We start from the raw sequence: 24,762 nt of genomic DNA, 5'->3' as shown, positions 1-24,762 counted from the left end.
GATTGCTTCGCTTCGCTCGCAATGACGGCTGGGGCTACGTTCAGCGATTCGTCCCAAAGATCTTCCGCGCCTCGGCGGGGCTTGCGATCTCGCGGCCGGCGCGGCGGGCGCAGGCGGCGACGGCTTCGATCAGCTGGCCGTTCGACGTCACCTTCTTGCCGTCGGCAAGATAGAAGGTGTCTTCGAGGCCGGTGCGCAGATGACCGCCGAGCTCGGCGCAGCGCTGGTGCAGCGGCCAGATCTCTTCGCGGCCGATCGCGGTGACCTGAAAATGCGCTTCGGGCCGCTTCAGCTTGATCAGGATCGGCAGCAGCTCGGGATCAGCAGGCATGCCCGAGGCGACGCCCATCACGAAGTTATATTCGAGCGGGCCCTTGTACATGCCGACCTGGTGATACATGCCGACGCAGCGGACGATGCCGACGTCGAAGCATTCGAACTCGGGGATGGTGCCGACCGCGTTCATGACGTCGAGATAGTCCTTCACCTTCTCGACCGCGTTGTCGAACATCATCGGCGGCCAGGCCCAGGTGTTGTCGGCCTTGACCTTCAGATAGTTCAGCGAGCCGGCATTGCAGGCCGCGATCTCCGGCTTCGTCTCACGGATGCAGTCGAGCGCGCCTGAGTAGTTCGGCCCTGACACGCCCGAGGTGTGGTTGATGATGACGCCCGGACAGGCCTCGCGGATCGCCTGCTGGATCTCCTTGCTGACGCTGACCTCCCAGGACGGCAGATGCCCCTTGTTCGGCGCCTGCTGGCGCAGATGGATGTGCATGATGGACGCGCCGGCATCGAACGCAGCCTTGGCCTCGCGCGCCATCTCTTCGGGCGTCACAGGCACGTTGTGCTGCTTCGGATCGGTGAGCACGCCGTTCAGCGCGCAGGTGATGACGGCCTTGTCGCTCATGCCTTGACGCTCATGACTTGGATGTCTCGCATGTTGGGAATTCAACACTTGCGATCATGTGATGGGCGGCATGCGGCTTCTTGCGCGGAGAAGCTAGCTAAGGACGAGCTATCGTAGGGTGGGCAAAGGCGCTTTGCGCCGTGCCCACCACATCTCGATGTTTGGTGACGATGGTGGGCACGCTTCGCTTGCCCACCCTACGAGAGCGGCGCTAACCCACCCTACGAAGCCTCCGCGAGCCGTACTGTCTCGGTGCTGCGATAGATCGCAAGATCGCGCGAGCCGACGAAGATGGCGCGCGGCTTCAGGCCGTAGAAGCGGCGGATCGAGTGGCTGAAATGAGTGGAATCGGGATAGCCGATGTCCTGCGCAAGATGGGCGAGGTTGAGGTCCTGGTTAGCGAAGTGCAGCAAATGCCGCGCGCGCTTCCAGGCACGGAAGGAGCGGAAGGAAATGCCGGTCTCCTCCTTGAACAAATGCAGGAAGCGCGAGGCGGACAATCCTGCTTCGGCCGCACAGGTATCGGCCGTGACCGGCTCGCCGGAGAAGCGTTCGATGCGGGCGACCGCGCGCGTCACCCGCGGGTCGAGCACGCGGCGCGGCAGCGCCTCGCCAAAACACATCTCGTCGAACTCGGCGGTGGTGATGTCGCCATAGCGGCGCTGACGCAGCAGCGCGTAGGCGGCGAGGATCTTGCGGGCATAGACGGCACTGTCCGGTCCGGTCAGCCGCTGGGCCAAGGCCTCCAGCACGCCGTCCGGCATGCTCTCGGGTTCGAGTGTCACGCTGATTGCAGTGCGATAGTCGCTGGCGATGGAATGCCGCTGGTTCGGCAGGGTGACGAACAACTCGCCGGTGGCGAGGACCTCGTCGATCGTCAGATGCAGATTGCCCTTCACCGCCACATAGACGTGGCAGCAGCCGGGGGTCCGTTTGCGGGGGCGGCCGAGCAGGCCGGCATAGAACACCCGCTCCGGCGTGATCAGCATCAAATGGTCGGATTCGCGACCTTTGTCTTCCATGGGGATCCTCCTCGCGCGGCTCTCTGGCCACTGCGGACGGAGGTCACCTTAGCGGAAATTTGGGCGCTGTCACGGTGGGATAGCGCTGTCATGAGGCGCAAAAGACAGGCGCTACGGAAGGGCAAAGAAAAACCCGGAACTCTTCGTCGTCCCGGCGGAGGCCGGGACCCATATCGGGAAGTCTATCGATGTGGGCGATATCAATCCCGAGCGACCAATCTTCGCAAAACATGTTTCGGGGAGTATGGGTCCCGGCCTTCGCCGGGACGACAACTACGCCCGCACCCTTGGAGCGACTTTCTGCTCGATCCCGGCCTTTTGCTCCGCAGCAACTGCGCGCTTGAAGCCGTCGCGCTGCTGCAAGCGCGCCCAATATGCTGCGACATTTGGCCCAAAATCCTTGGCCAGCCCAATGTTGTCGGCGAGGCGGAGCGCATAACCGATGACAATGTCAGCGGCTGTGAAGCGGCCGGCGCACAAGGTTTCGGCATTTGCGGTGGCTGCCTCGACGGCGCGCAAGCGTCCCAAGAACCATTTCGCATAGTCGCCGGCGACCTGCGGATTGCGGCGCTCCTCCGGCTCGAGCTGGGTGTATCTGAGCACCAGCGTCTGTGGGAAGGTTAGCGTGGCGTCGCTGAAATACATCCAGTTCAGGAACGCGCCATAGGCAGGATCCTCAGGTCCCACCATCAGCGGGGTCGGACCATATTTGATGCCGAGATAGTGGCAGATGCCGGAGGACTCCGTCATCCGCGTCTCGCCATCGATCAAAAAGGGGATGGTGCCGAGCGGATTGATCCCGAGATAATCCTTGGCGAACACCCGCGGCGGGAACGGCAGCATCTTCAATTCGTACGGCAGCCCCATCTCCTCCAGCATCCAGAGCGGACGGAATGAGCGCGCGGCGTCGCAGTGGTAGAGCGTGATCATCAAGCGTTTCCTTTGGCGCTGCCGGGCAGCGTGCCCATCATCTTGCACAGGACCATCAGCATGACCTCGTCGGCGCCGCCGCCGATCGAGGTCAGGCGGCTGTCGCGATAGGCGCGGCTGACCGGCGTTTCGTTGGTAAAGCCCATTCCACCCCAATATTGCAAGCAGGTGTCGGTGAGCTCACGGCCGAGTCGCCCGGCCTTCAGCTTGGCCATGGTCGCAAGCCGCGTCACGTCCTCGCCGGCGACCAGCTGCTCCGCGGCCCGATAGATCAGCGCGCGCAAGAGCTCGACCTCGGTCTGCATCTCCGCGAGCTTGAAGTGCACGACCTGATTGTCGAGGATTGACTTCCCGAATGCCTTTCGGTTGCGGGTGTATTCGATGGTCTGATCGATGATGTATTCATGCGCCTTCAGGCAGGCGGCCGCGCCCCAGAGCCGCTCCTCCTGGAACTGGATCATCTGGTAGGTAAAGCCTTTGCCCTCCTCGCCGATCCGGTTGCGCTTGGGCACGCGGACATTGTCGAAGAAGATCTGTGCCGTGTCGGACGAACGCATGCCCATCTTGTCGAGTTTGCGCGCGACGGTGACACCCTTGCTCTTCATGGGCACGCAGATCAGTGACTTGTTGCGGTGGACGGGCCCCTCGCCCGTGTTGGCGAGCAGGCAGATCCAGTCGGCCTGGGTGCCGTTGGTGATCCACATCTTGCCGCCATTGATGACGTAATCGTCGCCGTCGGAACGCGCATTGGTCTTGATCGAGGCGACGTCAGAGCCCGCGCCGGGTTCGGAGACGCCGATGCAGGCGACATAGTCGCCGGCGATCGACGGCGCCAGAAACTCGCGCCGCACTTCGTCCGAGCCGAACCGCGCCAGCGCCGGCGTCGCCATGTCGGTCTGCACGCCGATCGCCATCGGAACGCCGCCGCAGGTGATGGCGCCGAGCTCCTCTGCCATCATCAGCGCATAGGAATAATCGAGGCCGGAGCCGCCGAACTCCACGGGCTTGTTCAGGCCGAGGAAGCCGAGGCTGCCCATCTTCTTGAACAGCTCGTGCGCCGGGAAGATGTCGGCCTTCTCCCATTCATCGACATGAGGATTGATCTCATTGGCGATGAATTTTTGTAAGGACCGGCGGATGTCGTCGTGGTCGGCGGTGAAAAGCATTTTGTCAGCTCAGCTCTCGGTATCTCTGATGTGCTCGTCATGCCCGGGCTTGTCCCAGCCATCCACGCCTTCGTCACCCGGCGGCAAGAACGTGGATGCCCGGGACAAGCCCGGGCATGACGGAGGAGACTTTCACAACCCCATCTGCCTCGAGGCCAGATCCTTCATGATCTCCTCGGTGCCGCCGCCGATGGCGTTGACCTTGACCTCGCGGTAGATGCGCTCGGCCTTGATGCCGCGCATGAAGCCGGCGCCGCCGAAGATTTGCACGGCTTCCGAGGCGCAGAACGCCATGGTCTGCGTCGCCTGGTTTTTCATCATGCAGATTTCGGCGACCGGGCTTTCGCCCTGCTCCAGCCGCCAGGCCAGCATCTCCAGCATCGCTTGCGAAGCCGCGACCTTCTGCGCCATGTCGACGATCTTGTGGCGGATCACCTGATGCTGGGCCAGCGGCTTGCCGAACGTCTTGCGCTCCTTGGCGTAGGCGATCGCCTCATCGAGACAGACGCGGGCGAAGGCGGTGCAGCTCGCGGCCATGCCCATGCGCTCGCTGTTGAAGTTCTGCATGATGATCTTGAAGCCCTGACCTTCCTCGCCGATCAGATTCTCGGCGGGCACGCGGCACGCGTCGAAATGTAGCGTCGCGGTATCGGAGGCCCACCAGCCCATCTTCTTCAGCTTGGTGCGCGACAGGCCGGGCGTGTTGCCTTCGATCAGGAGCAGGCTGACACCACCGGCGCCCTCGCCGCCGGTACGCACCGCAACGGTCAGATAATCGGCTCGCACGCCAGAGGTGATGAAGGTCTTCTCGCCGCTCACGACGTAGTGATCGCCGTCGCGCCGCGCCCGGGTGCGCAGGTTCGCGACATCGGAGCCGCCGCCCGGCTCGGTGATCGCGAGGGCGGAAATCTTTTCGCCTGATAGCACCTGCGGCAGCACGCGTGCCCTCACCTCGGGGCGGGCCGCCCGGGCGATCGGCGGCGAGCCGATGGTGTGGCTCATCAGGCTGGCGCTGACACCGCCGGCGCCGGCCTGTGCGAGCTCCTGGCTCGCCACGATCTTCATGAACTGGTCGGCGGCGATGCCACCATATTCCTCGGGGAATCCCAGCCCCAACAGCCCGATAGCGGCCGCCTTGCGATAGAGCGCGCGCGGGAATTCACCGGCCTCGTCCCACTCATGAGCGAAGGGCGTGATCTCCTTCTCGACAAAGCGGTGCATGACGTCGCGGAAGGCATCGTGCTCGGCGGTATAGAACGGGCTCTTCATGGCACTTTCGCCTCGTACGGATTCGTCTCGGCCACCATGGACGGAACTTTGTTGGTTTCACTTGCGCCAAGTGGCTGGCCGGATGGGTCAGTTCGCGTGAAGCCGCGGGGCCAGCAACTGAACGCAAGACGATTTTCGCTCCTCGCAGGCCAACTCCGGATCAAAAAGATGGTGCACAAAACTCCGGCTGGCCCACCAAGGCCACGCCGGCCTGGTGCATGGCAATAAATAATACAGCGGCGCAAGACCGCCGAGGGAGGGATTTTTGGCCGTTCGTTATTACGACTGGATCGCTCATCATGGCCGGCGCACGCCTGGCAAGGTTGCGGTCATCGACCTCGCAAGCGAGCGCCGCTTCACCTATTCGCAGCTCGATGCCCGCGTCTCGCGCCTCGCCTCATTCCTGCACCATACGCTCAACGTCTCGCGCGGCGACCGCGTCGCGGTGCTGGCGCTGAACACCACCGATACGCTGGAGGTGCAGTTCGCCTGCGGGCGGTTAGGTGCCATCTTCGTGCCGCTGAACACCCGCCTCACCGTTCCCGAGCTCCAGTTCATCACCGGCGACTGCGCGCCGAAGGTAATGATCCACGATGCCGACCTGGCCGAGACGGCGCTGAGCGTGGCGAAGCTTTGCGGGGTCGCGACCAGCCTGCTGCTCGGACCCGGCGGATCCTATGAGGCCGGCATCGCCGCCGCCAAACCGCTCGACCGCGCCGAAGAAGTCACGCTCGATGACGTCTCGACCATCATGTACACGTCGGGCACGACGGGACATCCCAAGGGCGCGACCATCACCCATGGCATGACGTTCTGGAATTGCGTCAATCTCGGCGGCCCCGCCTGCATCGGGCCGTCCTCGGTGCTGCTCACCGTGCTGCCGCTGTTCCACACCGGCGGCCTCAATTGCTACACCAATCCGGTGCTGCATGCCGGTGGCACCGTGATGATCATGCGCACCTTCGATCCCGGCACCGCGCTCGGCCTGATCAACGACCCCGCGCAGGGCATCAACGTGTTCTTCGGCGTGCCCGCGATCTATCAATTCATGGCGCAGCATCCAGCCTTCGCGACCACCGATCTCAGCCGGCTGATCGTCGGCGGTGTCGGCGGCGCACCGATGCCGGTGCCGCTGCTGAAAGTCTGGGAAGCGCGCGGCGTCGCGCTTCAGCAGGGCTATGGCATGACCGAGACCTCACCGGCCGTGCTGGTGCTCGACCGCGAGGACGCTGCGCGCAAGGCTGGCTCCGCCGGCAAGCCGGTGCTGCATACGGAGGTGCGCATCGTGCGGCCCGACGGCAGCGATGCCGATGTCGGCGAGCTCGGCGAGCTCTGGGTCAAGGGGCCGAACATCACGCCGGGCTACTGGAACAGGCCCGAGGCCAACAAGACCTCATTCACCGACGGCTGGCTGCATACGGGCGATGCCACGCGCGTCGACGAAGAAGGTTTTTACTACATCGTCGACCGTTGGAAGGACATGTACATTTCCGGCGGCGAGAACGTCTATCCGGCCGAGGTTGAGAACGTCCTGCATCAACTCAACGCCATCGCGGAAGCTGCCGTGATCGGCATTCCCGATCCGCAATGGGGCGAGGTGGGCCTTGCCATCGTCGCGGTCAAGCCGGGCCAAAAGCTGACCGAGGCCGATGTCGTTGCGCATTGCGTGGCCAACCTTGCGCGCTTCAAATGCCCGCGCCAAATCCGCTTCGTCGATGCGCTGCCGCGCAACGCCACCGGCAAGATCCACAAGCCGACCTTGCGCAGGGAGTTCTCGGTGGCTTCCGAAGTCGACAACAAAGTCGCCAATGCCTGACCGAGGCGCCCCTCGCGGGCGCTTTTTCTTTTCGAAGTGCCTGCTCCAACCCAGAAGAAACCCCAAGGAAATTGCCATGAAGAACAAGAAACTCGCCCTGCTCGCCGCGGCAACGGCGCTGACATTTCTCTCAGTACAAGGCGCCTACGCGCAAAAGAAGTACGACACGGGCGCCAGCGACACCGAGATCAAGATCGGCAATGTCGAGGCCTATTCCGGGCCGGCTTCCGCCTACGGCATCATCGGCAAGACCGAGGAGGCCTATTTCAAGATGATCAACGACCAGGGCGGCATCAACGGCCGCAAGATCAACTGGATCTCCTATGACGACGGCTATTCGCCGCCCAAGACCGTCGAGCAGGTCCGCAAGCTGATCGAGAGCGATGAGGTGTTCCTGGTGTTCAACGCGCTGGGCACGCCGACCCAGACCGCCGTGCAGAAATATCACAACGCCAAGAAGGTGCCGCAGCTCTTCCTCGCCACGGGCGCCAGCAAATGGAACGACCCCAAGGGTTTTCCCTGGACCATGGGCTTTCAGCCGAGCTACCGGGTCGAGGCGCGGATCTTCGCCAAGTACATCTTGCAGGCAAAGCCCGATGCCAAGGTCGCGATCTTCTATGCCAATGACGATTTCGGCAAAGACTACGTCGCCGGCATCAAGGAAATTTTTGGCGACAAGGCGTCCTCGCTGATCGTCGCGGAGGAGAGCTACGAGACCACCGAGCCGTCGATCGATTCCCACATCGTCAAGCTGAAGGGCACCGGCGCCAACGTCCTCGTCAACATCTCGACGCCGAAATTCGCGGCGCAGGCGATCAAGAAGATCGCCGAGCTCGAATGGAAACCGATGCATGTGATGACCGATGTGTCGATCTCGATCGGCGCGGTGATGAAGCCCGCCGGGCTCGATGCTTCGGAAGGCGTGCTGTCGGCAACCTATCTGAAGGACGCGTCCGACCCGCAATGGAAGGACGACGAGGGCATGAAGAAGTTTTTGGCCTTCATCGACAAGTACATGCCCGGCGCCAACATCTCCGACACCAACCTCGTCTACGGCTACGCCGCCGCACAGACCCTGGTCCAGGCGCTGAAGCAATGCGGGGACGTGCTGACGCGGGAGAACGTGATGAAGCAGGCTGCCAGCCTGAAGGACTTTGCGCCGGATACGCTGATCCCCGGCATCAAGATCAACACCGGCGCCAACGATTTCGCACCGATCGAGCAACTCAAGATGATCCGCTTCAAGGCCGGTCAGTGGGAACTGTTCGGCGACATCATCAGCGCGGAAACGGGCGGCTAGCCCGCATCAGCTGAACACGCCCAAGCAAGATAGCGGCTGAAAAGGCCGCTATCTTATTTGCTTGAACGAGGTCAAAGCGCGGCTATCCGGGCAGGAAGAGCGCGAAGGGCTCCTCCACCGTTCGGCGCAGATGCTTTCGATACAAAGCATGGCTGGCGTCATCGGGCCCGACCCGCCCCAAAGACGGCTTCGGAACGTTTTTGAGCGGCACGTAGGCGATTGGCGCCGCGATCGGCGTGAGCTGCGAGCCAGGGCCGGCGCGGAGCGTCGAGATGATGCCGTACATCTCACCGGCGACGGTCGGCCGCGACACCGTGATCACGCGGTGCTGGCCGTGCTTGATGATGACGAGGTAGATGAAGCCGGACTGATGGGGAACGGCGACCTCGCCGGTATGTTCATAGGCGGCATCGGTGCGATCGCCCTCACGGAAGACCAGCGAAGAGACTTTCGGCTCCCAGATGATCTCGGTGCGGTAGGCGAAGATCGCGTCCTTGTCGCCGAACGACGGCCGCAGGGTGACGTAGACGTCCTCGAGCCAGGTCACCGCACGATGCGCATAAGAGCCGAGGCTGTCGGGCGCGACATCGTTTGTGGCCGGCGGCGTCACCACGACGGCACTTTTGCGCAAGGAGACGCCCAGTGCCTGCTCCAGCCGGACCGTCGTCGCCAGCGTGAACGGCCGCCGGCCGCCGAGCACCTTCTCCAACGTCGACAGGCTGAGCTTGGCCAGCTCGGCCAGCGCCTGGCGGGAGATCCGGCGTCTGGCGAGCTCCTCGCGAATTGTCTCCGCGATCTCGCGGCTCTGCTCGTCCGAAAGCTGCTTGTCGGTGAATTTATCCTGCGTCTGCATCGTCGACCCTGCCTTGTAAGTGCCATTCTAGCAGGGCGGACAAACCAGCACAAAACCGCACATGACCGCCCCGGCGGCGGTGAGCCCGGGCCGGTCGCGGCGGAACATTGCCGATCATTCTGCTCGCGAAATCAGGCCGTCCCGGCGGATGCTGAGAGCCAGCAAACGTCCTTCGGGAGCAGGCCAAATGGACACCTACGGCACAGCCGACCACGACGATCACCCCATGTTGAACCGGCTGATCAAGCTCGGATTGTTTCTTCTCGCGCAGGGCATCGCGGTGATGCTGATGGCTTTCGTGGCCCTGCTCGTCAGCTTCGGGACGAGTTGGTCGGCAACGACAGAGCAAGCAAGCCTGCTCCAGCCCGGCGATGCCAGGTCCGGCACTCTGCTCCTGAAGCAGGACGGCGCCTACACCGAAGCAATCCGCCTCGGCATCGACATCGACGTCACAGTGTCCGGCCCGACGCTGCGCGCCCGGGTCACTCAGGTCTTCCGCAACCCGACCAAGGACTGGGTCGAGGCGACCTATGTCTATCCGCTCGCGACCAACGGCGCCGTGGATGCGCTGAAGATGGTGGTCGGCGACCGCGTCATCGTCGGCGACATCGAGGAGCGGCAGCAGGCCCGCGTGATCTACGAACAGGCGCGCCGCGCCGGGCAGAAGGCCGCGCTCACCGAGCAGGAGCGGCCGAACATCTTCACCAACTCGGTTGCCAACATCGGTCCCGGCGAAACCGTGCTGGTGCAGATCGAATACCAGGAGCCGGTGCATCAATCCGGCAACGAATATTCGCTGCGCCTGCCGCTGGTGGTGGCACCGCGCTACAGTCCGGCGCCGATCGTGCAGAGTGTCGACTTCCGCAACGACGGCTCGGGTTGGGGCGCGACTCATTCGGACCCGGTTCCGGACCGTGACCGTATCTCGCCTCCCGTGCTGGATCCTGCCAAGAATGCGCCGGTCAATCCGACCAGCATCACGGTGCGCCTGAAGTCCGGCTTTGCGCTCGGCGAGGTCAAGAGCCACCACCACAACGTCAAGGTCGAGAGCCCGGACAACACCACGCGCGTCGTCACGCTCACCGCGGGCGCCGTACCGGCCGATCGCGATTTCGAGTTGACCTGGAAGCCGGCCGCAGCGAAGGCGCCATCGGTCGGCCTGTTCCGAGAGCATGTCGGCGATGCCGATTACCTGCTCGCCTTCGTCACCCCGGCGACCGCCGAGCAGGCGATGCAGAAACCGCTGCCACGCGAGGTCGTGTTCGTGATCGACAATTCGGGATCGATGGGCGGCACGTCGATCGTTCAGGCCAAGGCCAGCCTGACTTATGCGCTCTCTCGTCTTCAGCCGAACGACCGATTCAACGTGATCCGCTTCGACGACACCATGGACGTGCTGTTTGCGGCTTCCGTGCCGGCGGATGCCGCGCATGTCGGTGAAGCCACCTCCTTCGTCAGCGCCTTGCAGGCGCGCGGCGGCACCGAGATGGTTCCGGCGATGCGCGCGGCGCTGACCGACACGCTCGGCGACACCAGCATGGTTCGCCAGGTCGTCTTCCTGACCGACGGCGCGATCGGCAATGAGCAGCAATTGTTCGAAACCATCACGGCGATGCGCGGGCGCTCGCGCGTGTTCATGGTCGGCATCGGGTCCGCGCCCAACACCTATCTGATGACCCGCGCTTCCGAGCTCGGCCGCGGCGCCTTCACCCATATCGGCTCCGTCGAGCAGGTGGAGGAGCGCATGCGCGGCCTGTTCGCCAAGCTGGAAAATCCGGCCGTGACCGGTCTCAGCGCAAAATTCTCGGAGGCCAAGGCCGATGTCACCCCGGCGATCATTCCCGACGTCTACCGTGACGAGCCCTTGGTGCTGGCGGCAAAACTCGACAAGCTCGCGGGCTCGCTCGAGATCAAGGGCCGCGTCGGCGATCGCCCGTGGTCGGTGACGCTGCCACTACAAAATGCCGCCGAAGGCAAGGGCCTGTCGAAACTCTGGGCCAGGCGCAAGATCGGCGATGCCGAAGTTGCGCGCACCCTGCGCGAGATGACGCCAGAAGAATCCGACAAGGCGATCCTGGCGCTGGCGCTCGACCATCAGATCGTCACGCGGCTGACCAGCCTGGTCGCGGTCGACAAGACGCCGAGCCGCCCCGAAGGCGAGCCGCTCAAGCTCAGCGAATTGCCGATCAACCTGCCGGCCGGCTGGGATCTCGAGAAGGTGTTTGGCGAACGACAGCAATTGCCGGCACAGCTGCATGAGCGCCATGCCGACGCGCGCAATCAGCCGGCGGCGAGGCGGCCGACACCTGCTGCGCCCGATGCGATCCGTCTGCCCAAGACCGCAACCTCGGCCGAGCTGAAGATGATCGCGGGCCTGATCCTGATCGTGCTCGCCCTGATCCTGTTCGTGTTCAACCGGCGTCAGCCTTTGCTCACTGACGCCGCTTGAGAGAGGAGCCCCCCGAACTCCTCTGCTTCAGCGCGCGCGGCTGCCCGTCCCATACCAACGGCCGCGCGCGCCTTTTTTTGGATGGTCATTGCGAGGAGAAGAAGCGACCCAGACTACCGCTCCGAAGACGGTCTGGATTGCTTCGCGGAGCCTGTCATCGGGCCGCGCTTCGCGCGGACTCGGTGGCTCGCAATGACGGGAAATGAAACACAATGCCCCGCTTCATCTCTCCCTTGGTCCTGGCGCTGATCGGCCTCATCCTGTTTGGCGACGGTGCCTATATCCACGCCAAGGCCTGGCTCGCCCAGGTGCTGCTGGAGGGTGCATTCGACCGAAGCGTGGCGACGGGAGAGCTGGTCAAGCCATGGTCTTGGGCCGACACCTGGCCGGTCGCGCGGATCGAGGTGAAACGGATCGGCGCCAGCGCGATCGTGCTAGACGGCACGAGCGGCCAAGCGCTCGCTTTCGGACCCGGCCATATCGAGCGGACGGTCGATGCCGGTGAACGCGGCGTTGCCGTCTATGCCGCCCATCGCGATACGCATTTCCGCTTCTTGCGGAATATTGCCATCGGAGACGTGATCGAAATCACCCGCCGCGACGGCAAGCATTTCCGCTATCGCGCGGATTCTTCTGCCGTCGTCCGTTTCGACGCATCGGGCATCGATCCCGCGACAGAGGATTTCGAGCTGGTGCTCGCGACCTGCTGGCCGTTCGACGCTGTCACGTCCGGTCCCGAGCGTTATGTCCTGCATGGCGTCCTGATTGGAGCTGATGAATGACGGCGATGCATCGCTCATTCCATCACGCGGCATACCATGTGGTTGCTACTGCGAAGAACTCGCCATAGAACAGAGTGACGCGCCACCAAGAAGAACAACAGGTGAGGTCACGCCATGGAAGCTCGCGTATCTGCTGCATCCCTCTCTCCGCGCCCATGGTCTCCGTCACATGACGCCAGCGACGTGGTCAAGGGCATCCATGCCATGCTGCACCCGCGCAACATCGTGCTGGTGGGCGCGACCGACAAGCCCGGCAATTATGCCGAGCGCATCTGGAACAATCTGATCAAGTACGGCTACGAGGGCGGACTCTATCCCGTCAACGCCAGGCGCGACACCATCTGGGGCGTCCCCTGCCACAAGGACTTTGCCAGCCTCCCCGAAAGGCCCGATCACGTCCTGGTGCTGGTGCCGGCACGCTCTGCGGTGCAGGTGATCCGCGATGCCGCTGCGGCCGGCGCACGTTCGGCCACCATCGTCACCTCGGGCTTCAGCGAATTGCAGGATGAGGAGAGCCAGAAGCTCGCCGCCGAATTGCAGGCCGCCGTGCGCGAGACGGGGCTTGCGGTCACGGGGCCGAACTGTCTCGGCAATTTGAGCGCCGGCGAAAAACTCTTCACCAACATCGACGACCGTGTCGTCACCATGGAGCAGGGGGCGGTGGCGATTGCCGGACAATCCGGCGCCATCGTGATGGCGATTCGCCAGGCGCTGGAAGATCGGGGCGTCGGCGTCGGCTACATGGTGACGACCGGCAACGAAGCCGGGCTGGAGACGCCGGATCTGATGCGCTATTTCGCCGAGGACCCGAGCATCAAGGTGATCGTCGTCTATCTCGAAGGCGTGCGCAACACCAAAGCCTTCCGCGATGCCTGCAAGGCGGCGCGCGCCGCGAGCAAGCCCGTGATCGCGCTCAAGCTCGGCTCGTCCGAGGGCGGCCGCGCTGCGGCGATGGCGCATACCGGCGCGCTCGCCGGATCGATCGAGATGTTCGACGCCGTTGCAACGCGCGAAGGCGTCATTCGGGTCGGTGGGCTTGACGAGCTGATCGAGACCACAGAGTGCTTCGTCCACGCCGTGGCCCCCAGAGGCGACCGGCTCGCCGCAGTTACGCTCTCCGGCGGCAAACGCGGCATGCTGATCGACGCTTTCTATGCCGCGGGCCTGAACTTCGCACCGCTGAGCCCGCATGTCAGCTCGGAGCTGGCAAAGATGCTCGGCCCCGGATCGATCGTCGGCAATCCGCTCGACGCAGGCTTTGCCGCCGTGGTGGATCCCTCGGTCTATATGAAGTCGATCAAGCTGATGATCGACGATTCCGATATCGACGTCGTCATTATCGACGCCGAGCTGCCGAAGGCGCCGCATGAGCTGCGCGAGCGCAATTTGCGCATCGTCAACGAGATGGCGAGCAGGGCCGCAAAGCCCGTGATCTATATCAGCGCGATGTCGATCGGCTTCACCGAATTCACCAAGGCCCTGCGCAAGTCGCTGCCGCATCTGGCAGTCATGCAGGGCATGGACCGCGCGGTGACCGCGATCAAGTCGCTGCTCGACTATGCGAAGCTGCGCAAGGAAGTGCCGGACATCGCCTCACGCTCGAAGCCGGCCGCGCGTGCCGTGCTGGAGAAGACGCTGAAATCGGCGAACGGCGCGGCGCTCGACGAGGTTGCCTCCAAGAAACTCCTGAAGGCATACGGCATCCCGATCTCGAAGGAAGCAATTGCGCAGACGGCGGCGGAAGCCGCGAAGATCGCCAAGCAGATCGGTTTCCCGGTTGTCGCCAAAGTCGTCAGCGCCGAGATCCTGCACAAATCCGACATCGGCGGCGTGGTGCTGAACCTCAACAATGCCGCCGAGGTGAAGAAGGCGTTCGCCGACATCACCGCGCGGGTGGCGAAGCTGAAGGGCAAGCCGAGGCTCGACGGCATCCTGATCGCGCAACAGGTCAAGGCCGAGCTCGAGCTCGTGGTCGGCGCCTCGCTCGATGCCGAGATGGGACCGGTCGTGCTGTTCGGCACCGGCGGCATCGATATCGAGCTGATGAAGGACGTCGCACTCGCCGGCGCGCCGCTTGATGAGGCCGAGGCGCGGCTGCTGATCGGCCGCACCAAGGCCGGGATCAAGGTGCGTGGCTATCGCGGCAAGCCGGCACTGCACGAGACCTCCGCAGTGAAGGCGCTCGTCGGCCTCTCCAGCCTGATCGCAGATGCCGGCGACCGGATCGCCTCGATCGACATCAACCCGTTTCTGATCAACACCAGGACAGGCGTGGCCGTCGACGCCCTCATTGTCCTGAATAATGCTGCGGCAAAGCGCGCGGCCGGGCATTGAGATGAGGCAAATGCGTAAGTGGCGGGTTATGCTTCCGCTTCGCACTTCGTGCCACGGCAGACAAGTCGTTAACCCGCCTGTCCTAGTATAGCGGCCAAGGCCCATCCCGGCTTCTTCCAACTTCCCCGCTTTGGCCGTAAAATCGCCCTGCATGGCACGCGCGAGCAATCTTGTGATCGGAACGGCGACGCTGGCGGTGATCGCCGTGGCATTCGGCGGCCTGCTGGGCGTGCAGAAATGGCGCACCATCCAAAGCCGCAGCCAGTTGCGCGTGGTGTTCGAAGGCGGCTCCGCCAGCGGTCTGCGTCGCGGCGGGCCGGTCAATTTCGACGGCGTGCCTGCGGGCCAGATCCTGTCGATCAAGCTGGACAGTCCCCGCAGGATCGTGGCGCTCGTGATGCTCGACAACACCGCACCGATCCGCAAGGACACCGTCGCTGGCATCGAGTTCCAGGGTCTGACTGGCGTTGCCGCGATCTCGCTGATCGGGGGCGCCCCCTCCGCGCCGCCGGTGCCGCTGGACTCGGACGGCATTCCCATACTGACCGCCGATCTCAGCGACGCCGAGTCCATCGTGGAGACCCTGCACAGTGTCGACCGTACGATCGTGAGCAACGCCCCTGCGATCAAGGAGGGCCTGCGCACATTCGAGAACCATACTGCCGATCTCAGGAGCAAGGGCGGCGAAATCGACTCGGTCATGGCCAAGGTCGACAGCGCCTTCGCGGGCTTCGACAAAGCGGTCACGAAGATCGAGGGTGTGATGCCCGGCTTCGTCAATGGCAAGGCCGACGAGCTGTTCGAGAAGATACAGGGGCTGCACGAGCTCGCCGACACCATGAAGAAGAAATCGGCGGGGTACCTCGAGGACATCCGCCGCTCGCTGCTCGATATCAGCGAGACCGCCAACAAGATGGCGGGAACGCCCGTGGCGCCGCGACCGCCGCGCAGGCCAGAGCAGCAGCGGTGATGCTTACCCTCTCCTGGAGGGGGAGGGCCGATCGCGCGCAGCGCGAGCGGGGTGGGGTGATCTCTCCACACGGGCAGTGAAAAATACGGAGAGACTGCCACCCCACCTCGGTTCGCATTGCGCTCCGCTACATGCGAACCGATCCTCCCCCTCCAGGGGAGGATGGCAGTCCCACCGTGGCCCTATAGGCAGCGCCTACCACGCGTAACGGACGACGCCCTTGCCGGCGTCGAGGGACCGCCGCTGCCGAACACGGTGCCAGACGATGAAGACGGATGGTAAGCGGTGCTGATCGAACCGGACGAGTCCGTCCAATTGGTGGTGGTTGCGTCCCAGACGCCGCCGCCGCCATTGACGGCACCGTTCGGCGTGGTCTGCGATCCGTTGAAGAATTGCTGGGCGCCGGCGGGGCTCGTCGCGACAGTCGCGCCCAAGGTAAGGCTCACCCAGAACACCGCGCGAATGGCCGTGGTGCTCCGGCGCGAGCAACCCTGCCCACTCGATGGCAACCAAGCCCCCACGCTCTTCCCCGCACCCGCGGCGCTCCCCAGCGGCGCCGCGTGGAACTTAGGCCATGAGGATGGCCAGTAGAACTACGGGGCATCGAGAATCCGCCAACGGGACCGCAACTTGGACAGATTCAACGGTCCATGTGGCAACCGCGCCACGATTTTGCCGGGCGCTATTCCCATTCCGCGCATGCGCAGACATGTCAGAACGTCGACGCCTATGGATGGCCATTCACATCGATGGCTGATCATCCCGGCATCAAGCTCCGCTCAATCTGTTCTCCCGCCAATGGCTAGTAGTTGGACGCCGCAGCTTCATTCGGGATGCCGTCGATCGGGCACTCCTCGGTCCCCGGCGTCGAGCGTGTCATCGCCTCGACCATGTCGCGCGTGCCTTCGGGATCGGCGATCCAGTTCTTGTAAAAATCATAAGGACAAGCCGCAACGCCGCGCGGGCTCTCGCCGGAATTGATCATGCCGGTGTAGCCGCGGTGGACCAACTTGTAGAGATGGTTCTGCGACTGAGCGTTGCGGCGCGCATCGCGGATCAGATGTTTCGAGAGCTGGGCATACTGGATGCCGTATTCCTCCTCGCCGCACTCGCCGAGTGTACGTCCGTCGAAGCCGATGATCGCGGAATGACCGAAATAGGAATAGACACCGTCGAAGCCGGCCGCGTTGGCGACCGCGACATAGACATTGTTGGCCCAGGCCATCGCCTTGGAGATCATGACCTGCTGCTCCTTGGCCGGATACATGTAGCCCTGGCAACGCACGATCAGTTCGGCGCCCTTCATGGCGCAGTCGCGCCAGATCTCCGGATAGTTGCCGTCATCGCAGATGATCAGGCTGACCTTCAGGCCCTTCGGGCCGTCGGAAACATAGGTGCAATTGCCGGGATACCAGCCCTCGATCGGCACCCACGGCATGATCTTGCGATATTTCTGCACGATCTCGCCCTTGTCGTTCATCAGGATCAAGGTGTTGTAGGGCGCCTTGTGCGGATGCTCCTCGTGGCGCTCGCCAGTGAGCGAGAATACGCCCCACACTTTCGCCTTGCGGCAGGCCTCGGCGAAGATCGCGGTCTCTTCGCCGGGCACGACCGAGGCGGTCTCGTACATCTCCTTGGAGTCGTACATGATGCCCTGCGTGGAGTATTCGGGGAAGATCACCAGATCCATGCCGGGCAGACCGAGCTTCATGCCGACGATCATGTCGGCGATCTTGCGGGCGTTGTCGAGCACCTCCGCCCTGGTGTGCAGGCGGGGCATCTTGTAGTTGACCACTGCGACGCCGACGGTGTCGTTGCTGCTGGAAATGTCACCGTGAAGCATTTGAATTGGTCCTCTGCTCTGTTGGAGATTGGCGCGTGAGTTAGTGGCTGATCATCCAGGGCCGTGCGGTGGGAAAGCCCTTGGCGCCGCTCTTGGTCTTGGTCATCAGACGCGCGGGCTTTTTCTTGTCTGACGTGGTCTTGCCTGTGGAGCAGCAGCCGCAGCCGGGACCATGCGCGGCCTTGTATTGCGCCAGCGTCTGCGGCGCGTGCGTGCTGCGCTCGTTGACGGCATGCGCCTTGCGCTTCTCCGCCGGCATGCAGAAGAAATTCGGTGCGGTCAGGATCACGCGCGGCGCCGGCGTCTCGCAATGCGGACAGTTTTGCGGATCGTCGCATTCCGCCATCGGCCTGAGGTCCTTGAACGGACCGCAATCGTCACAGAGATATTCATAGACCGGCATCGCATCATCCCTAACGCGTGTTCAACACAGCTCACTGCTACCGCGATGCGGAGACAGCCCCTCACCCCGACCCTCTCCCCGTAAGAACGGGGAGAGGGAGCGCGGTGTCATTTGTCCGGCGATATCGGCATCTGGATATCGCCTGTGATATACTTGATGGGACCTGCCGCCGACGGCATCACGTCGAAGTCGAAGATCTCCGTCGGCAGCCACAGCGTGGCGCAGGCGTTGGGCACGTCGACCACGCCGGAGATGTGGCCCTGGCACGGCGCGGTGCCGAGGATCGAATAGGCCTGGGCGCCGGAATAACCGAACTTCTTCAGGTACTCGATCGCGTTGAGGCAGGCCTGGCGGTAGGCGATGTGGACGTCGAGATAGTGCTGCTTGCCGGCTTCATCGACCGAGATGCCTTCGAAAATGAGATAGTCCTTGTAGTTCGGCGTGATCGGCGACGGCTTGAAGATTGGATTCTTGATGCCGTATTTGGCCATGCCGTCCTTGATCACCTCGACCTTCAAATGCAGCCAGCCGGCCATCTCGATGGCGCCGCAGAAGGTGATCTCGCCGTCGCCCTGGCTGAAGTGCAGATCACCCATCGAGAGACCGGCCCCGGGCACGTAGACCGGGAAGTAGATCTTTGATCCGCGCGACAGATCCTTGATGTCGCAATTGCCGCCGTGCTCGCGTGGCGGCACCGTGCGCGCGCCCTCCGCACCGATCTTGGCCTTCACGTCGCCCTTGGCGCGGCCGCCATGGGCGGTGGGTGCGAACGGCGGATTGGCAAGGCCGGGCACACGGGTCGGGTTGGTCGAGATCAGCTCGGCCTCGCGCTTGTTCCACATATCCAGCATCTTCGGATCGGGCAGACAGCCGATCAGGCCGGGATGAATCAGGCCGGCGAAGTTCACGCCGGGCACGTGGCGCGACGAGGTGTAGAGGCCCTTGATGTCCCAGATCGACTTCTGCGCCAGCGGGAAGTGGTCGGTGAGGAAGCCGCCGCCATTCTGCTTGGAGAAGAAGCCGTTGAAGCCCCACATGCTCTCCTTGAGCGGACCGACATCGAGCAAGTCAACCACCAGCAGGTCGCCAGGCTCGGCGCCCTTGACGCCGATCGGACCGGAGAGGAAGTGCACGATCGACAGATCGATGTCGCGCACGTCGTCGGCGGAATCGTTGTTCTTGATGAAGCCGCCGGTCCAGTCATAGGTCTCGATGATGAAATCGTCGCCGGGATTGACCCAGGCCACGATCGGGATATCGGGGTGCCAGCGGTTGTGCACCATGTCGTTTTCGTAGGCCGACTTGGTGAGATCGACCTTGATCAGTGTCTCTGGCATCGAGATGCTCCCCTTTTACACAGTTGGTTAGACGGACAGATATTTCGAGACCTGCGCGGCATCGACGGCATCGCGCGGGTCGTCGCGAACGATCTCGCCGTTCTCGATCACCAGCACGCGATCGGCGATATCGAGCGCGAAGCTCAGGACCTGCTCGGACACGACGATCGAGAGCCCCTTCTCGTCGCGGATCCGCTTGAGGGTGCGCGCCATGTCCTTGATGATCGACGGCTGGATGCCTTCGGTGGGCTCATCCAGCAGCAGCACTTTCGGCTTGGTCGCGAGCGCGCGGGCGATCGCGAGCTGCTGCTGCTGGCCGCCGGAGAGATTGCCGCCGCGGCGGCCTTTCATCTCCAGCAGCACCGGGAATAGTTCGTAGATGTCGCCGGGCACTTCCGCCCCGCCGGAGACGACGAGCCCGGTCTCGATGTTCTCCTTCACAGTCATGGTGGAGAAGATCATGCGGCCCTGCGGCACATAGGCGAGGCCCTTGGCGACGCGCTCGTAGCTCTTGAGGCCACCGAGCTCGGCACCGTCCATGGTCACTGAGCCGCTTTTCGCTGGCAGGATGCCCATCAGCGACTTCATCAGCGTGGTCTTGCCCATGCCGTTGCGGCCCATGATCGCCACGATCTCGTTGGGCGCGACCTTGACGTTGAGCCCGTGCAGCACCTCGCTCTGGCCGTAGGCGACGTGAAGGTCTGAAATTGCCAGCATCGTTGGCTCCTAAGCTCGGTATGCCTTCCTTCTCCCCTTGTGGGAGAAGGTGGCGCGGGCGAAGCCCACGACGGATGAGGGGTATGCATCAGCGGATTCGAGGGGCAGTTTGATGCGCGGAGAGATACCCCTCACCCGGATCGCTTGCGCGACAGAGGCGAAGCTCCGCTTCGCCGTTCTTAAGAACGGCCGCCGAAGGCAGCCTACGCCTCTCCCACAAGGGGAGAGGTGCACCGCCAATGCCGCTGCGGACTCGCTGGTTTTCGTCATCGTCAGTGCCCCAGATAAACTTCGACGACCCTGGGATCGTTCTTCACCTTCTCCATGGTCCCCTCCGAGAGGATCTGGCCCTGGTGCAGCACGGTGACCTTGTGCGCGATGTCCTCGACGAACTTCATGTCGTGCTCGATCACCAGAACCGAGCGGTTCTTGATGATGCGGTTGAGCAGCTCGGCAGTCTTGGCGCGTTCGGACACACTCATGCCGGCGACGGGCTCGTCGAGCATCAGGAGGTCCGGGTCCTGGATCAGCAGCATGCCGATCTCGAGCCATTGCTTCTGGCCGTGGCTGAGCTCGTCGGCATAGGTGTTGAGCTTGTCCTTGAGGAAGATCATCTCCGCGATCTCCTCGACCCGGTCCTTGACCGGCTGGTCGCGCTGAAAAGTCAGCGAGCCGAACACGGTGCGACCGCGCGGAAACGAGATCTCGAGGTTCTCAAAAACGGTGAGATCCTCGAACACCGACGGCGTCTGAAATTTGCGACCGACGCCGGTCTGGACGATCTCGTTCTCTTTCATTTTCGTGAGCTCCTTGCCACGAAACTGAATGGAGCCCGAGGTCGCCTTGGTCTTGCCGCAGATCAGGTCGAGCACCGTGGTCTTGCCGGCGCCGTTGGGACCGATGATGACGCGGATCTCGTTCTCCTCGACGTAGAAGGAGAGATCATTGACCGCCTTGAACCCGTCGAACGAGACGGTCAATCCGGAGACCGCGAGCAGGAATTCCTTAGGCTGATGACCGATGAGCATGATCTATCTCCTCACTGCCAGCGTGGCATCGGCATCGTGATGACCGATGAGCATGATGGCCTCCTCACTCTGCCGGTGCGCCGTCGGCGACCGAGTTGTCGTTCCAGCCCGACTTCGACTTGCGCGAGGCGAACAGACGATCAATGCGCGGCTGCACGTAATCGGCCCAGAGCCCGGATAGACCGTTCGGAAAGGCGAGCACGACGGCGATGAACAACGCACCGAGGCCGAACAGCCAGAGTTGCGGGAAGGATTCCGACAGGCTGGTCTTGGCGAAATTCACCAGGATCGCACCCCATATCGCGCCGAAGATCGACATCCGCCCGCCGACCGCGGTGTAGATCACCATCTCGATCGACGGCACGATGCCGACGAAAGACGGCGACATGAAACCGACATTGAGCGCGAACATGGCGCCGCCGATCGCGGCGAAGACCGCGGCCATGCAGAAGGCAAAGATCTTGAAGTTGGCGACGCTGTAGCCGGAGAAGCGGACGCGGTCCTCCTGCTCGCGCATCGCCACCAGGATGCGGCCGAGCTTAGTCAGGCGGATGAACTGCGCGATGCCGATGCAGGCGAACAGCAGCACCACCTCGACGAAGTAGAGAATGACCTTGGCGTGGTCAGGCCGGATGTCCCAGCCCTTGAGTGTGCGCAGGTCGGTCATGCCGTTGATGCCGCCGGTATAGCCCTGCTGGCCGACGATCAGGATGGTCAGGATGGCGGCGACGGCCTGGGTGATGATCGCGAAATAGGTGCCGCCGACGCGACGCTTGAACATGGCGGTGCCGATGATCAGAGCGAAGAGACCGGGGACCAGGATGATGGCGAGGATGGTGAAGGTGAGGCTGTGAAATGGCTGCCAGAACAGCGGCAGTGACGTGATCTGATTCCAGTCCATGAAGTCAGGGATGCCGGGCGTCGACTGGATTTTCGTGTTCTCGACGCTGGACGCCTCGAGCTTGAGGAACATCGCCATGCAATAGCCGCCGAGGCCGAAGAACACGCCCTGACCCAGGCTCAAGATGCCGCCATAGCCCCAGCACAGCACGAGACCGAGCGCGACGAAAGCGTAGGTCAGGTATTTCGCGACCAGATTGAGGCGGAATGCATCCAGCGAGAGCGGCAGGATCACGAACAGCATTGCGGCCAGAACAATGAAGCCCATGAGTTCGGATCGATTGAAGAAGCGTGAGTTGATGATCATGACTTGCCTGCTTCTCGTTACTTGCGGACTTTGAGGGCGAAGAGACCCTGCGGTCGCAGCATCAGGATGCCGACGACAGCAAGCAGCGTGAGCACCTTGGCCATCGATCCCGACATGAAGAATTCGAGCGTCGATTGCGTCTGCGAGATCGAGAAAGCCGAGGCGATGGTGCCAAGCAAGCTGGCGGCGCCGCCGAATACGACGACGAGGAATGTGTCCACGATGTAGAGCTGGCCCGACGTCGGCCCGGTCGAGCCGATCATTGTGAAGGCGCTGCCAGCGACACCGGCAATGCCGCAACCGAGACCGAACGTGAAGCGATCGACCTTCTCGGTGTTAATGCCGACTGCGCCGGCCATGATGCGATTCTGCACGACGGCGCGCACCTGCCGGCCCCAGCGCGACATATAGAGAACGTAGGCGACGGAGATGGTGATCAGCACGGTGAGACACATCACGAAGACGCCGTTGATCGGCACCTCGATGCTGTCAGTCACGTGCAACGACCCGAGCATCCATTGCGGTAGCTCGACGCCGACCTCGCGGGCACCGAACACGGAGCGATAGGCCTGCTGCAGCATCAGGCTGAGGCCCCAGGTCGCAAGCAATGTGTCGAGCGGACGCTTGTAGAGATGCCGGATCAGAACCCATTCCACCAGCATGCCCAGCGCGCCGGATGCGACAAAAGCCAGGATCATCGCGAGGAAGAAGTAGCCACTGAACAGGCTTGGTAAATAGGCCTGGAAGAAGCTTGAGGTCATCCAGGTGACGTAAGCCCCCAAGATCATGAACTCGCCATGGGCCATGTTGATGACGCCCATCTGGCCGAAGATGATCGCCAGTCCCAACGCCATCAGGACGTAGACCGAAAACAGGATCAGTCCCGCAAAGCCCTGCATGACGAAGATGGAGCCAAGGTCACCAAGCGAGTAGTCGCCGAACATCGATTTCCTCCGTCGGGGAAAGGGTCCCGCGTCGCGAGCAGATTCGCGACGCGGGGTCTTGGGCATGGACTTGCGATCCACGCCAGGGAGCGGCTTGGTCTAGAGGGGAACGCGAGCGACGCCGCGGTCCTTACTGGTAGCCCTTCGGGAACGGATCCGGCTCGACGAGATCGGCGGTCTCGTAGATCAGCTCGAACTGGCCATCGAGCTTGGCACGTCCCACCCGGGTCTTCGACCAGAGGTGATGGTTTTCGTGGATGCGCACGTAGCCTTCCGGCGCGCCCTTGAACTCGACGCCCGGCGAGGCCGCGGCGATCTTGTCGACGTCGAAGGAGCCGGCCTTCTCGACCGTCAACTTCCACAGCCACGGGCCGAGATAGGCAGCCTGGGTGACGTCTCCGATCACGGTCTTCTCGCCCCACGCCTTCTTGAACGCCGGCACGAACGCCTTGTTGTTCGGATTGTCGAGCGACTGGAAGTACTTCATGCAGGCGTAGGCGCCCGCAATGTTCTCGCCGCCGATGCCGTCGATCTCGTCCTCGGTCACCGAGATCGTGAGAAGCGGCTGCTTGGCGAGATCGATGCCGGCGGCCTTGAGCTGCTTGTAGAAGGCGACGTTCGAGCCGCCGACGACGTCAGTGAAGATCACGTCGGGCTTGGTCAGCTTGATCTTGTTGATGACCGAGTTGAACTGGGTGCTGCCGAGCGCATAGTACTCTTCGCCGACCACCTTGCCCTTCAGCACGTTCTCGACATGCTTGCGCGCGATCTTGTTCGAGGTGCGCGGCCAGATGTAGTCGGAGCCGATGAAGAAGAACGACTTCGCGCCCTTCTCCTTGGCGATCCAGTTCAGGCCGGCGAGAATCTGCTGGGTCGCCTCCTGGCCGGTGTAGATGACGTTCTTGGACTGCTCGAGGCCCTCGTAGAAGGTCGGATAATAGAGCATGCCGTTGTATTGCTCGACGACCGGCAGCACCGCCTTGCGCGAGGCCGAGGTCCAGCAGCCCATGATCGCCGCGACCTTGTCGTTGACGAGCAGCTTCTTGGCCTTTTCGGCGAAGGTCGGCCAGTCCGAGGCGCCGTCCTCCTGGATGAACTTGATCTTGCGCCCGAGCACGCCGCCGGCGGCATTGATCTGCTCGATGGCGAGCTTCTCGGCTTCGATCGAGCCGGTCTCGGAGATGGCCATGGTGCCGGTCGCCGAGTGCAGGATGCCGACCGTCACCTCGGTGTCGGTGACCGCGAGGCCTGTGGTGTTGACTGCCGACGTCGCCGGGGCCTGCGCAAAAGATGCCCGTGGCAGCATCGTGATAACAGGCACGGCCGCCATTCCCATCAACAGTTTACGCCGGAGCGGCGACAACAGCCCCTTGTTTGCTTCGTCTGACATGAGCACCCCACTTTTGTTCGAGGACACGCGTTGGTGCCGTGAGGATGGCTCGAATTTGTGCAGCTCAAGCATACGCAAGATCGCGTATACTGCAC

At 63.0% G+C, this 24,762-nt stretch carries 21 protein-coding genes; 7 read left to right on the top strand and 14 right to left on the bottom strand.

What is annotated here, in order from left to right:
- Nucleotides 1-40: 40 nt before the first annotated feature.
- The 5 genes from LRP30_RS01895 to LRP30_RS01875 form a co-directional block, all read right to left on the bottom strand.
- Nucleotides 41-907: a 3-keto-5-aminohexanoate cleavage protein gene (locus LRP30_RS01895; protein WP_249759167.1), complete on the bottom strand. Its 867-nt coding sequence runs from the start codon at nucleotides 905-907 to the stop codon at nucleotides 41-43.
- A gap of 221 nt (nucleotides 908-1,128) precedes the next feature.
- Nucleotides 1,129-1,929, bottom strand: a complete 801-nt coding sequence (locus LRP30_RS01890) for an AraC family transcriptional regulator (protein ID WP_249759166.1) — start codon at nucleotides 1,927-1,929, stop codon at nucleotides 1,129-1,131.
- A gap of 273 nt (nucleotides 1,930-2,202) precedes the next feature.
- The gene (locus tag LRP30_RS01885; protein ID WP_128930812.1) at nucleotides 2,203-2,859 is read right to left on the bottom strand and encodes a glutathione S-transferase family protein; all 657 of its coding nucleotides are present in this window, start codon (nucleotides 2,857-2,859) and stop codon (nucleotides 2,203-2,205) included.
- On the bottom strand, nucleotides 2,859-4,025 hold the full coding sequence (locus LRP30_RS01880; protein ID WP_249759165.1) for an acyl-CoA dehydrogenase family protein: 1,167 nt from the start codon (nucleotides 4,023-4,025) through the stop codon (nucleotides 2,859-2,861). Before LRP30_RS01880 ends, LRP30_RS01885 begins: the two co-directional genes overlap by 1 nt.
- 132 nt (nucleotides 4,026-4,157) lie before the next feature.
- Nucleotides 4,158-5,294, bottom strand: a complete 1,137-nt coding sequence (locus LRP30_RS01875) for an acyl-CoA dehydrogenase family protein (RefSeq protein WP_249759164.1) — start codon at nucleotides 5,292-5,294, stop codon at nucleotides 4,158-4,160.
- A 265-nt stretch (nucleotides 5,295-5,559) separates the two neighbouring features.
- On the opposite strand from LRP30_RS01875, the gene LRP30_RS01870 reads away from it, so the two are divergent.
- Entirely contained in the window at nucleotides 5,560-7,110 is a 1,551-nt protein-coding gene (locus LRP30_RS01870; protein WP_249759163.1) for a long-chain fatty acid--CoA ligase, read from the top strand.
- A 76-nt stretch (nucleotides 7,111-7,186) separates the two neighbouring features.
- Nucleotides 7,187-8,410, top strand: coding sequence for an ABC transporter substrate-binding protein (locus tag LRP30_RS01865; RefSeq protein WP_128940908.1), 1,224 nt, complete (start codon nucleotides 7,187-7,189; stop codon nucleotides 8,408-8,410).
- Between the two features lie 82 nt (nucleotides 8,411-8,492).
- Here LRP30_RS01865 and LRP30_RS01860 read toward each other — a convergent pair whose 3' ends face one another.
- On the bottom strand, nucleotides 8,493-9,263 hold the full coding sequence (locus LRP30_RS01860; protein ID WP_249759162.1) for a helix-turn-helix transcriptional regulator: 771 nt from the start codon (nucleotides 9,261-9,263) through the stop codon (nucleotides 8,493-8,495).
- Between the two features lie 187 nt (nucleotides 9,264-9,450).
- Here LRP30_RS01860 and LRP30_RS01855 point away from each other — a divergent pair, with 187 nt between their 5' ends.
- From LRP30_RS01855 to LRP30_RS01835, 5 genes are all read left to right on the top strand, one after another.
- Nucleotides 9,451-11,712, top strand: coding sequence for a marine proteobacterial sortase target protein (locus tag LRP30_RS01855; protein ID WP_249759161.1), 2,262 nt, complete (start codon nucleotides 9,451-9,453; stop codon nucleotides 11,710-11,712).
- 212 nt (nucleotides 11,713-11,924) lie between these two features.
- On the top strand, nucleotides 11,925-12,494 hold the full coding sequence (locus tag LRP30_RS01850; protein ID WP_249759160.1) for a class GN sortase: 570 nt from the start codon (nucleotides 11,925-11,927) through the stop codon (nucleotides 12,492-12,494).
- Nucleotides 12,495-12,608: 114 nt separating this feature from the next.
- Nucleotides 12,609-14,828 (top strand): acetate--CoA ligase family protein, encoded by a 2,220-nt coding sequence (locus LRP30_RS01845; RefSeq protein ID WP_249759159.1) that lies wholly within the window; start codon nucleotides 12,609-12,611, stop codon nucleotides 14,826-14,828.
- Nucleotides 14,829-14,979: 151 nt separating this feature from the next.
- A complete protein-coding gene (locus LRP30_RS01840) occupies nucleotides 14,980-15,798 on the top strand; it encodes an MlaD family protein (protein WP_249759158.1) in 819 nt (272 codons plus the stop codon).
- Between the two features lie 285 nt (nucleotides 15,799-16,083).
- Complete coding sequence (locus LRP30_RS01835) at nucleotides 16,084-16,389, top strand: hypothetical protein (RefSeq protein ID WP_249759157.1); 306 nt, start codon at nucleotides 16,084-16,086, stop codon at nucleotides 16,387-16,389.
- A 211-nt stretch (nucleotides 16,390-16,600) separates the two neighbouring features.
- On the opposite strand, the gene LRP30_RS01830 is transcribed toward LRP30_RS01835, so the two are convergent.
- From LRP30_RS01830 to urtA, 8 genes are all read right to left on the bottom strand, one after another.
- Nucleotides 16,601-17,641, bottom strand: coding sequence for an aliphatic amidase (locus tag LRP30_RS01830; protein ID WP_249759156.1), 1,041 nt, complete (start codon nucleotides 17,639-17,641; stop codon nucleotides 16,601-16,603).
- 40 nt (nucleotides 17,642-17,681) lie between these two features.
- The gene (locus LRP30_RS01825) at nucleotides 17,682-18,044 is read right to left on the bottom strand and encodes a zinc ribbon domain-containing protein (RefSeq protein WP_249759155.1); all 363 of its coding nucleotides are present in this window, start codon (nucleotides 18,042-18,044) and stop codon (nucleotides 17,682-17,684) included.
- Between the two features lie 107 nt (nucleotides 18,045-18,151).
- Nucleotides 18,152-19,381 carry a formamidase gene (gene fmdA / locus LRP30_RS01820; protein ID WP_128940916.1) on the bottom strand — a complete coding sequence of 410 codons (1,230 nt, stop codon included), beginning with the start codon at nucleotides 19,379-19,381 and terminating at the stop codon, nucleotides 18,152-18,154.
- A gap of 27 nt (nucleotides 19,382-19,408) precedes the next feature.
- Nucleotides 19,409-20,098, bottom strand: a complete 690-nt coding sequence (urtE, locus tag LRP30_RS01815) for an urea ABC transporter ATP-binding subunit UrtE (protein ID WP_128940917.1) — start codon at nucleotides 20,096-20,098, stop codon at nucleotides 19,409-19,411.
- A 272-nt stretch (nucleotides 20,099-20,370) separates the two neighbouring features.
- On the bottom strand, nucleotides 20,371-21,126 hold the full coding sequence (gene urtD, locus LRP30_RS01810; RefSeq protein WP_249759154.1) for an urea ABC transporter ATP-binding protein UrtD: 756 nt from the start codon (nucleotides 21,124-21,126) through the stop codon (nucleotides 20,371-20,373).
- 64 nt (nucleotides 21,127-21,190) lie between these two features.
- Nucleotides 21,191-22,333 carry an urea ABC transporter permease subunit UrtC gene (gene urtC / locus LRP30_RS01805; RefSeq protein WP_164939130.1) on the bottom strand — a complete coding sequence of 381 codons (1,143 nt, stop codon included), beginning with the start codon at nucleotides 22,331-22,333 and terminating at the stop codon, nucleotides 21,191-21,193.
- Between the two features lie 17 nt (nucleotides 22,334-22,350).
- Nucleotides 22,351-23,277, bottom strand: coding sequence for an urea ABC transporter permease subunit UrtB (gene urtB / locus LRP30_RS01800; protein ID WP_128943392.1), 927 nt, complete (start codon nucleotides 23,275-23,277; stop codon nucleotides 22,351-22,353).
- A gap of 130 nt (nucleotides 23,278-23,407) precedes the next feature.
- A complete protein-coding gene (gene urtA, locus LRP30_RS01795) occupies nucleotides 23,408-24,667 on the bottom strand; it encodes an urea ABC transporter substrate-binding protein (protein WP_128930796.1) in 1,260 nt (419 codons plus the stop codon).
- Between the last annotated feature and the right edge of the window lie 95 nt (nucleotides 24,668-24,762).

Source organism: Bradyrhizobium sp. C-145 (genome assembly GCF_023375135.1).
Taxonomy (GTDB): Bacteria; Pseudomonadota; Alphaproteobacteria; order Rhizobiales; family Xanthobacteraceae; genus Bradyrhizobium; species Bradyrhizobium zhanjiangense.
The sequence above is the reverse complement of the archived record's forward strand: the minus strand, read 5'-3'. Positions and strand labels throughout refer to the sequence as shown.

Bases quoted from the DNA above. Each gene is read 5' to 3' on its own strand.
- LRP30_RS01895 (WP_249759167.1), bottom strand. From the start codon at position 907: ATGAGCGACAAGGCCGTCATCACCTGCGCGCTGAACGGCGTGCTCACC.
- urtE (WP_128940917.1), bottom strand. From the start codon at position 20,098: ATGCTGGCAATTTCAGACCTTCACGTCGCCTACGGCCAGAGCGAGGTG.
- urtA (WP_128930796.1), bottom strand. From the start codon at position 24,667: ATGTCAGACGAAGCAAACAAGGGGCTGTTGTCGCCGCTCCGGCGTAAA.
- fmdA (WP_128940916.1), bottom strand. From the start codon at position 19,381: ATGCCAGAGACACTGATCAAGGTCGATCTCACCAAGTCGGCCTACGAA.
- urtD (WP_249759154.1), bottom strand. From the start codon at position 21,126: ATGCTCATCGGTCATCAGCCTAAGGAATTCCTGCTCGCGGTCTCCGGA.
- LRP30_RS01840 (WP_249759158.1), top strand. From the start codon at position 14,980: ATGGCACGCGCGAGCAATCTTGTGATCGGAACGGCGACGCTGGCGGTG.
- LRP30_RS01860 (WP_249759162.1), bottom strand. From the start codon at position 9,263: ATGCAGACGCAGGATAAATTCACCGACAAGCAGCTTTCGGACGAGCAG.
- LRP30_RS01885 (WP_128930812.1), bottom strand. From the start codon at position 2,859: ATGATCACGCTCTACCACTGCGACGCCGCGCGCTCATTCCGTCCGCTC.
- urtC (WP_164939130.1), bottom strand. From the start codon at position 22,333: ATGATCATCAACTCACGCTTCTTCAATCGATCCGAACTCATGGGCTTC.
- LRP30_RS01880 (WP_249759165.1), bottom strand. From the start codon at position 4,025: ATGCTTTTCACCGCCGACCACGACGACATCCGCCGGTCCTTACAAAAA.
- LRP30_RS01875 (WP_249759164.1), bottom strand. From the start codon at position 5,294: ATGAAGAGCCCGTTCTATACCGCCGAGCACGATGCCTTCCGCGACGTC.
- LRP30_RS01865 (WP_128940908.1), top strand. From the start codon at position 7,187: ATGAAGAACAAGAAACTCGCCCTGCTCGCCGCGGCAACGGCGCTGACA.
- urtB (WP_128943392.1), bottom strand. From the start codon at position 23,277: ATGTTCGGCGACTACTCGCTTGGTGACCTTGGCTCCATCTTCGTCATG.
- LRP30_RS01890 (WP_249759166.1), bottom strand. From the start codon at position 1,929: ATGGAAGACAAAGGTCGCGAATCCGACCATTTGATGCTGATCACGCCG.
- LRP30_RS01850 (WP_249759160.1), top strand. From the start codon at position 11,925: ATGCCCCGCTTCATCTCTCCCTTGGTCCTGGCGCTGATCGGCCTCATC.
- LRP30_RS01830 (WP_249759156.1), bottom strand. From the start codon at position 17,641: ATGCTTCACGGTGACATTTCCAGCAGCAACGACACCGTCGGCGTCGCA.
- LRP30_RS01825 (WP_249759155.1), bottom strand. From the start codon at position 18,044: ATGCCGGTCTATGAATATCTCTGTGACGATTGCGGTCCGTTCAAGGAC.
- LRP30_RS01845 (WP_249759159.1), top strand. From the start codon at position 12,609: ATGGAAGCTCGCGTATCTGCTGCATCCCTCTCTCCGCGCCCATGGTCT.
- LRP30_RS01855 (WP_249759161.1), top strand. From the start codon at position 9,451: ATGGACACCTACGGCACAGCCGACCACGACGATCACCCCATGTTGAAC.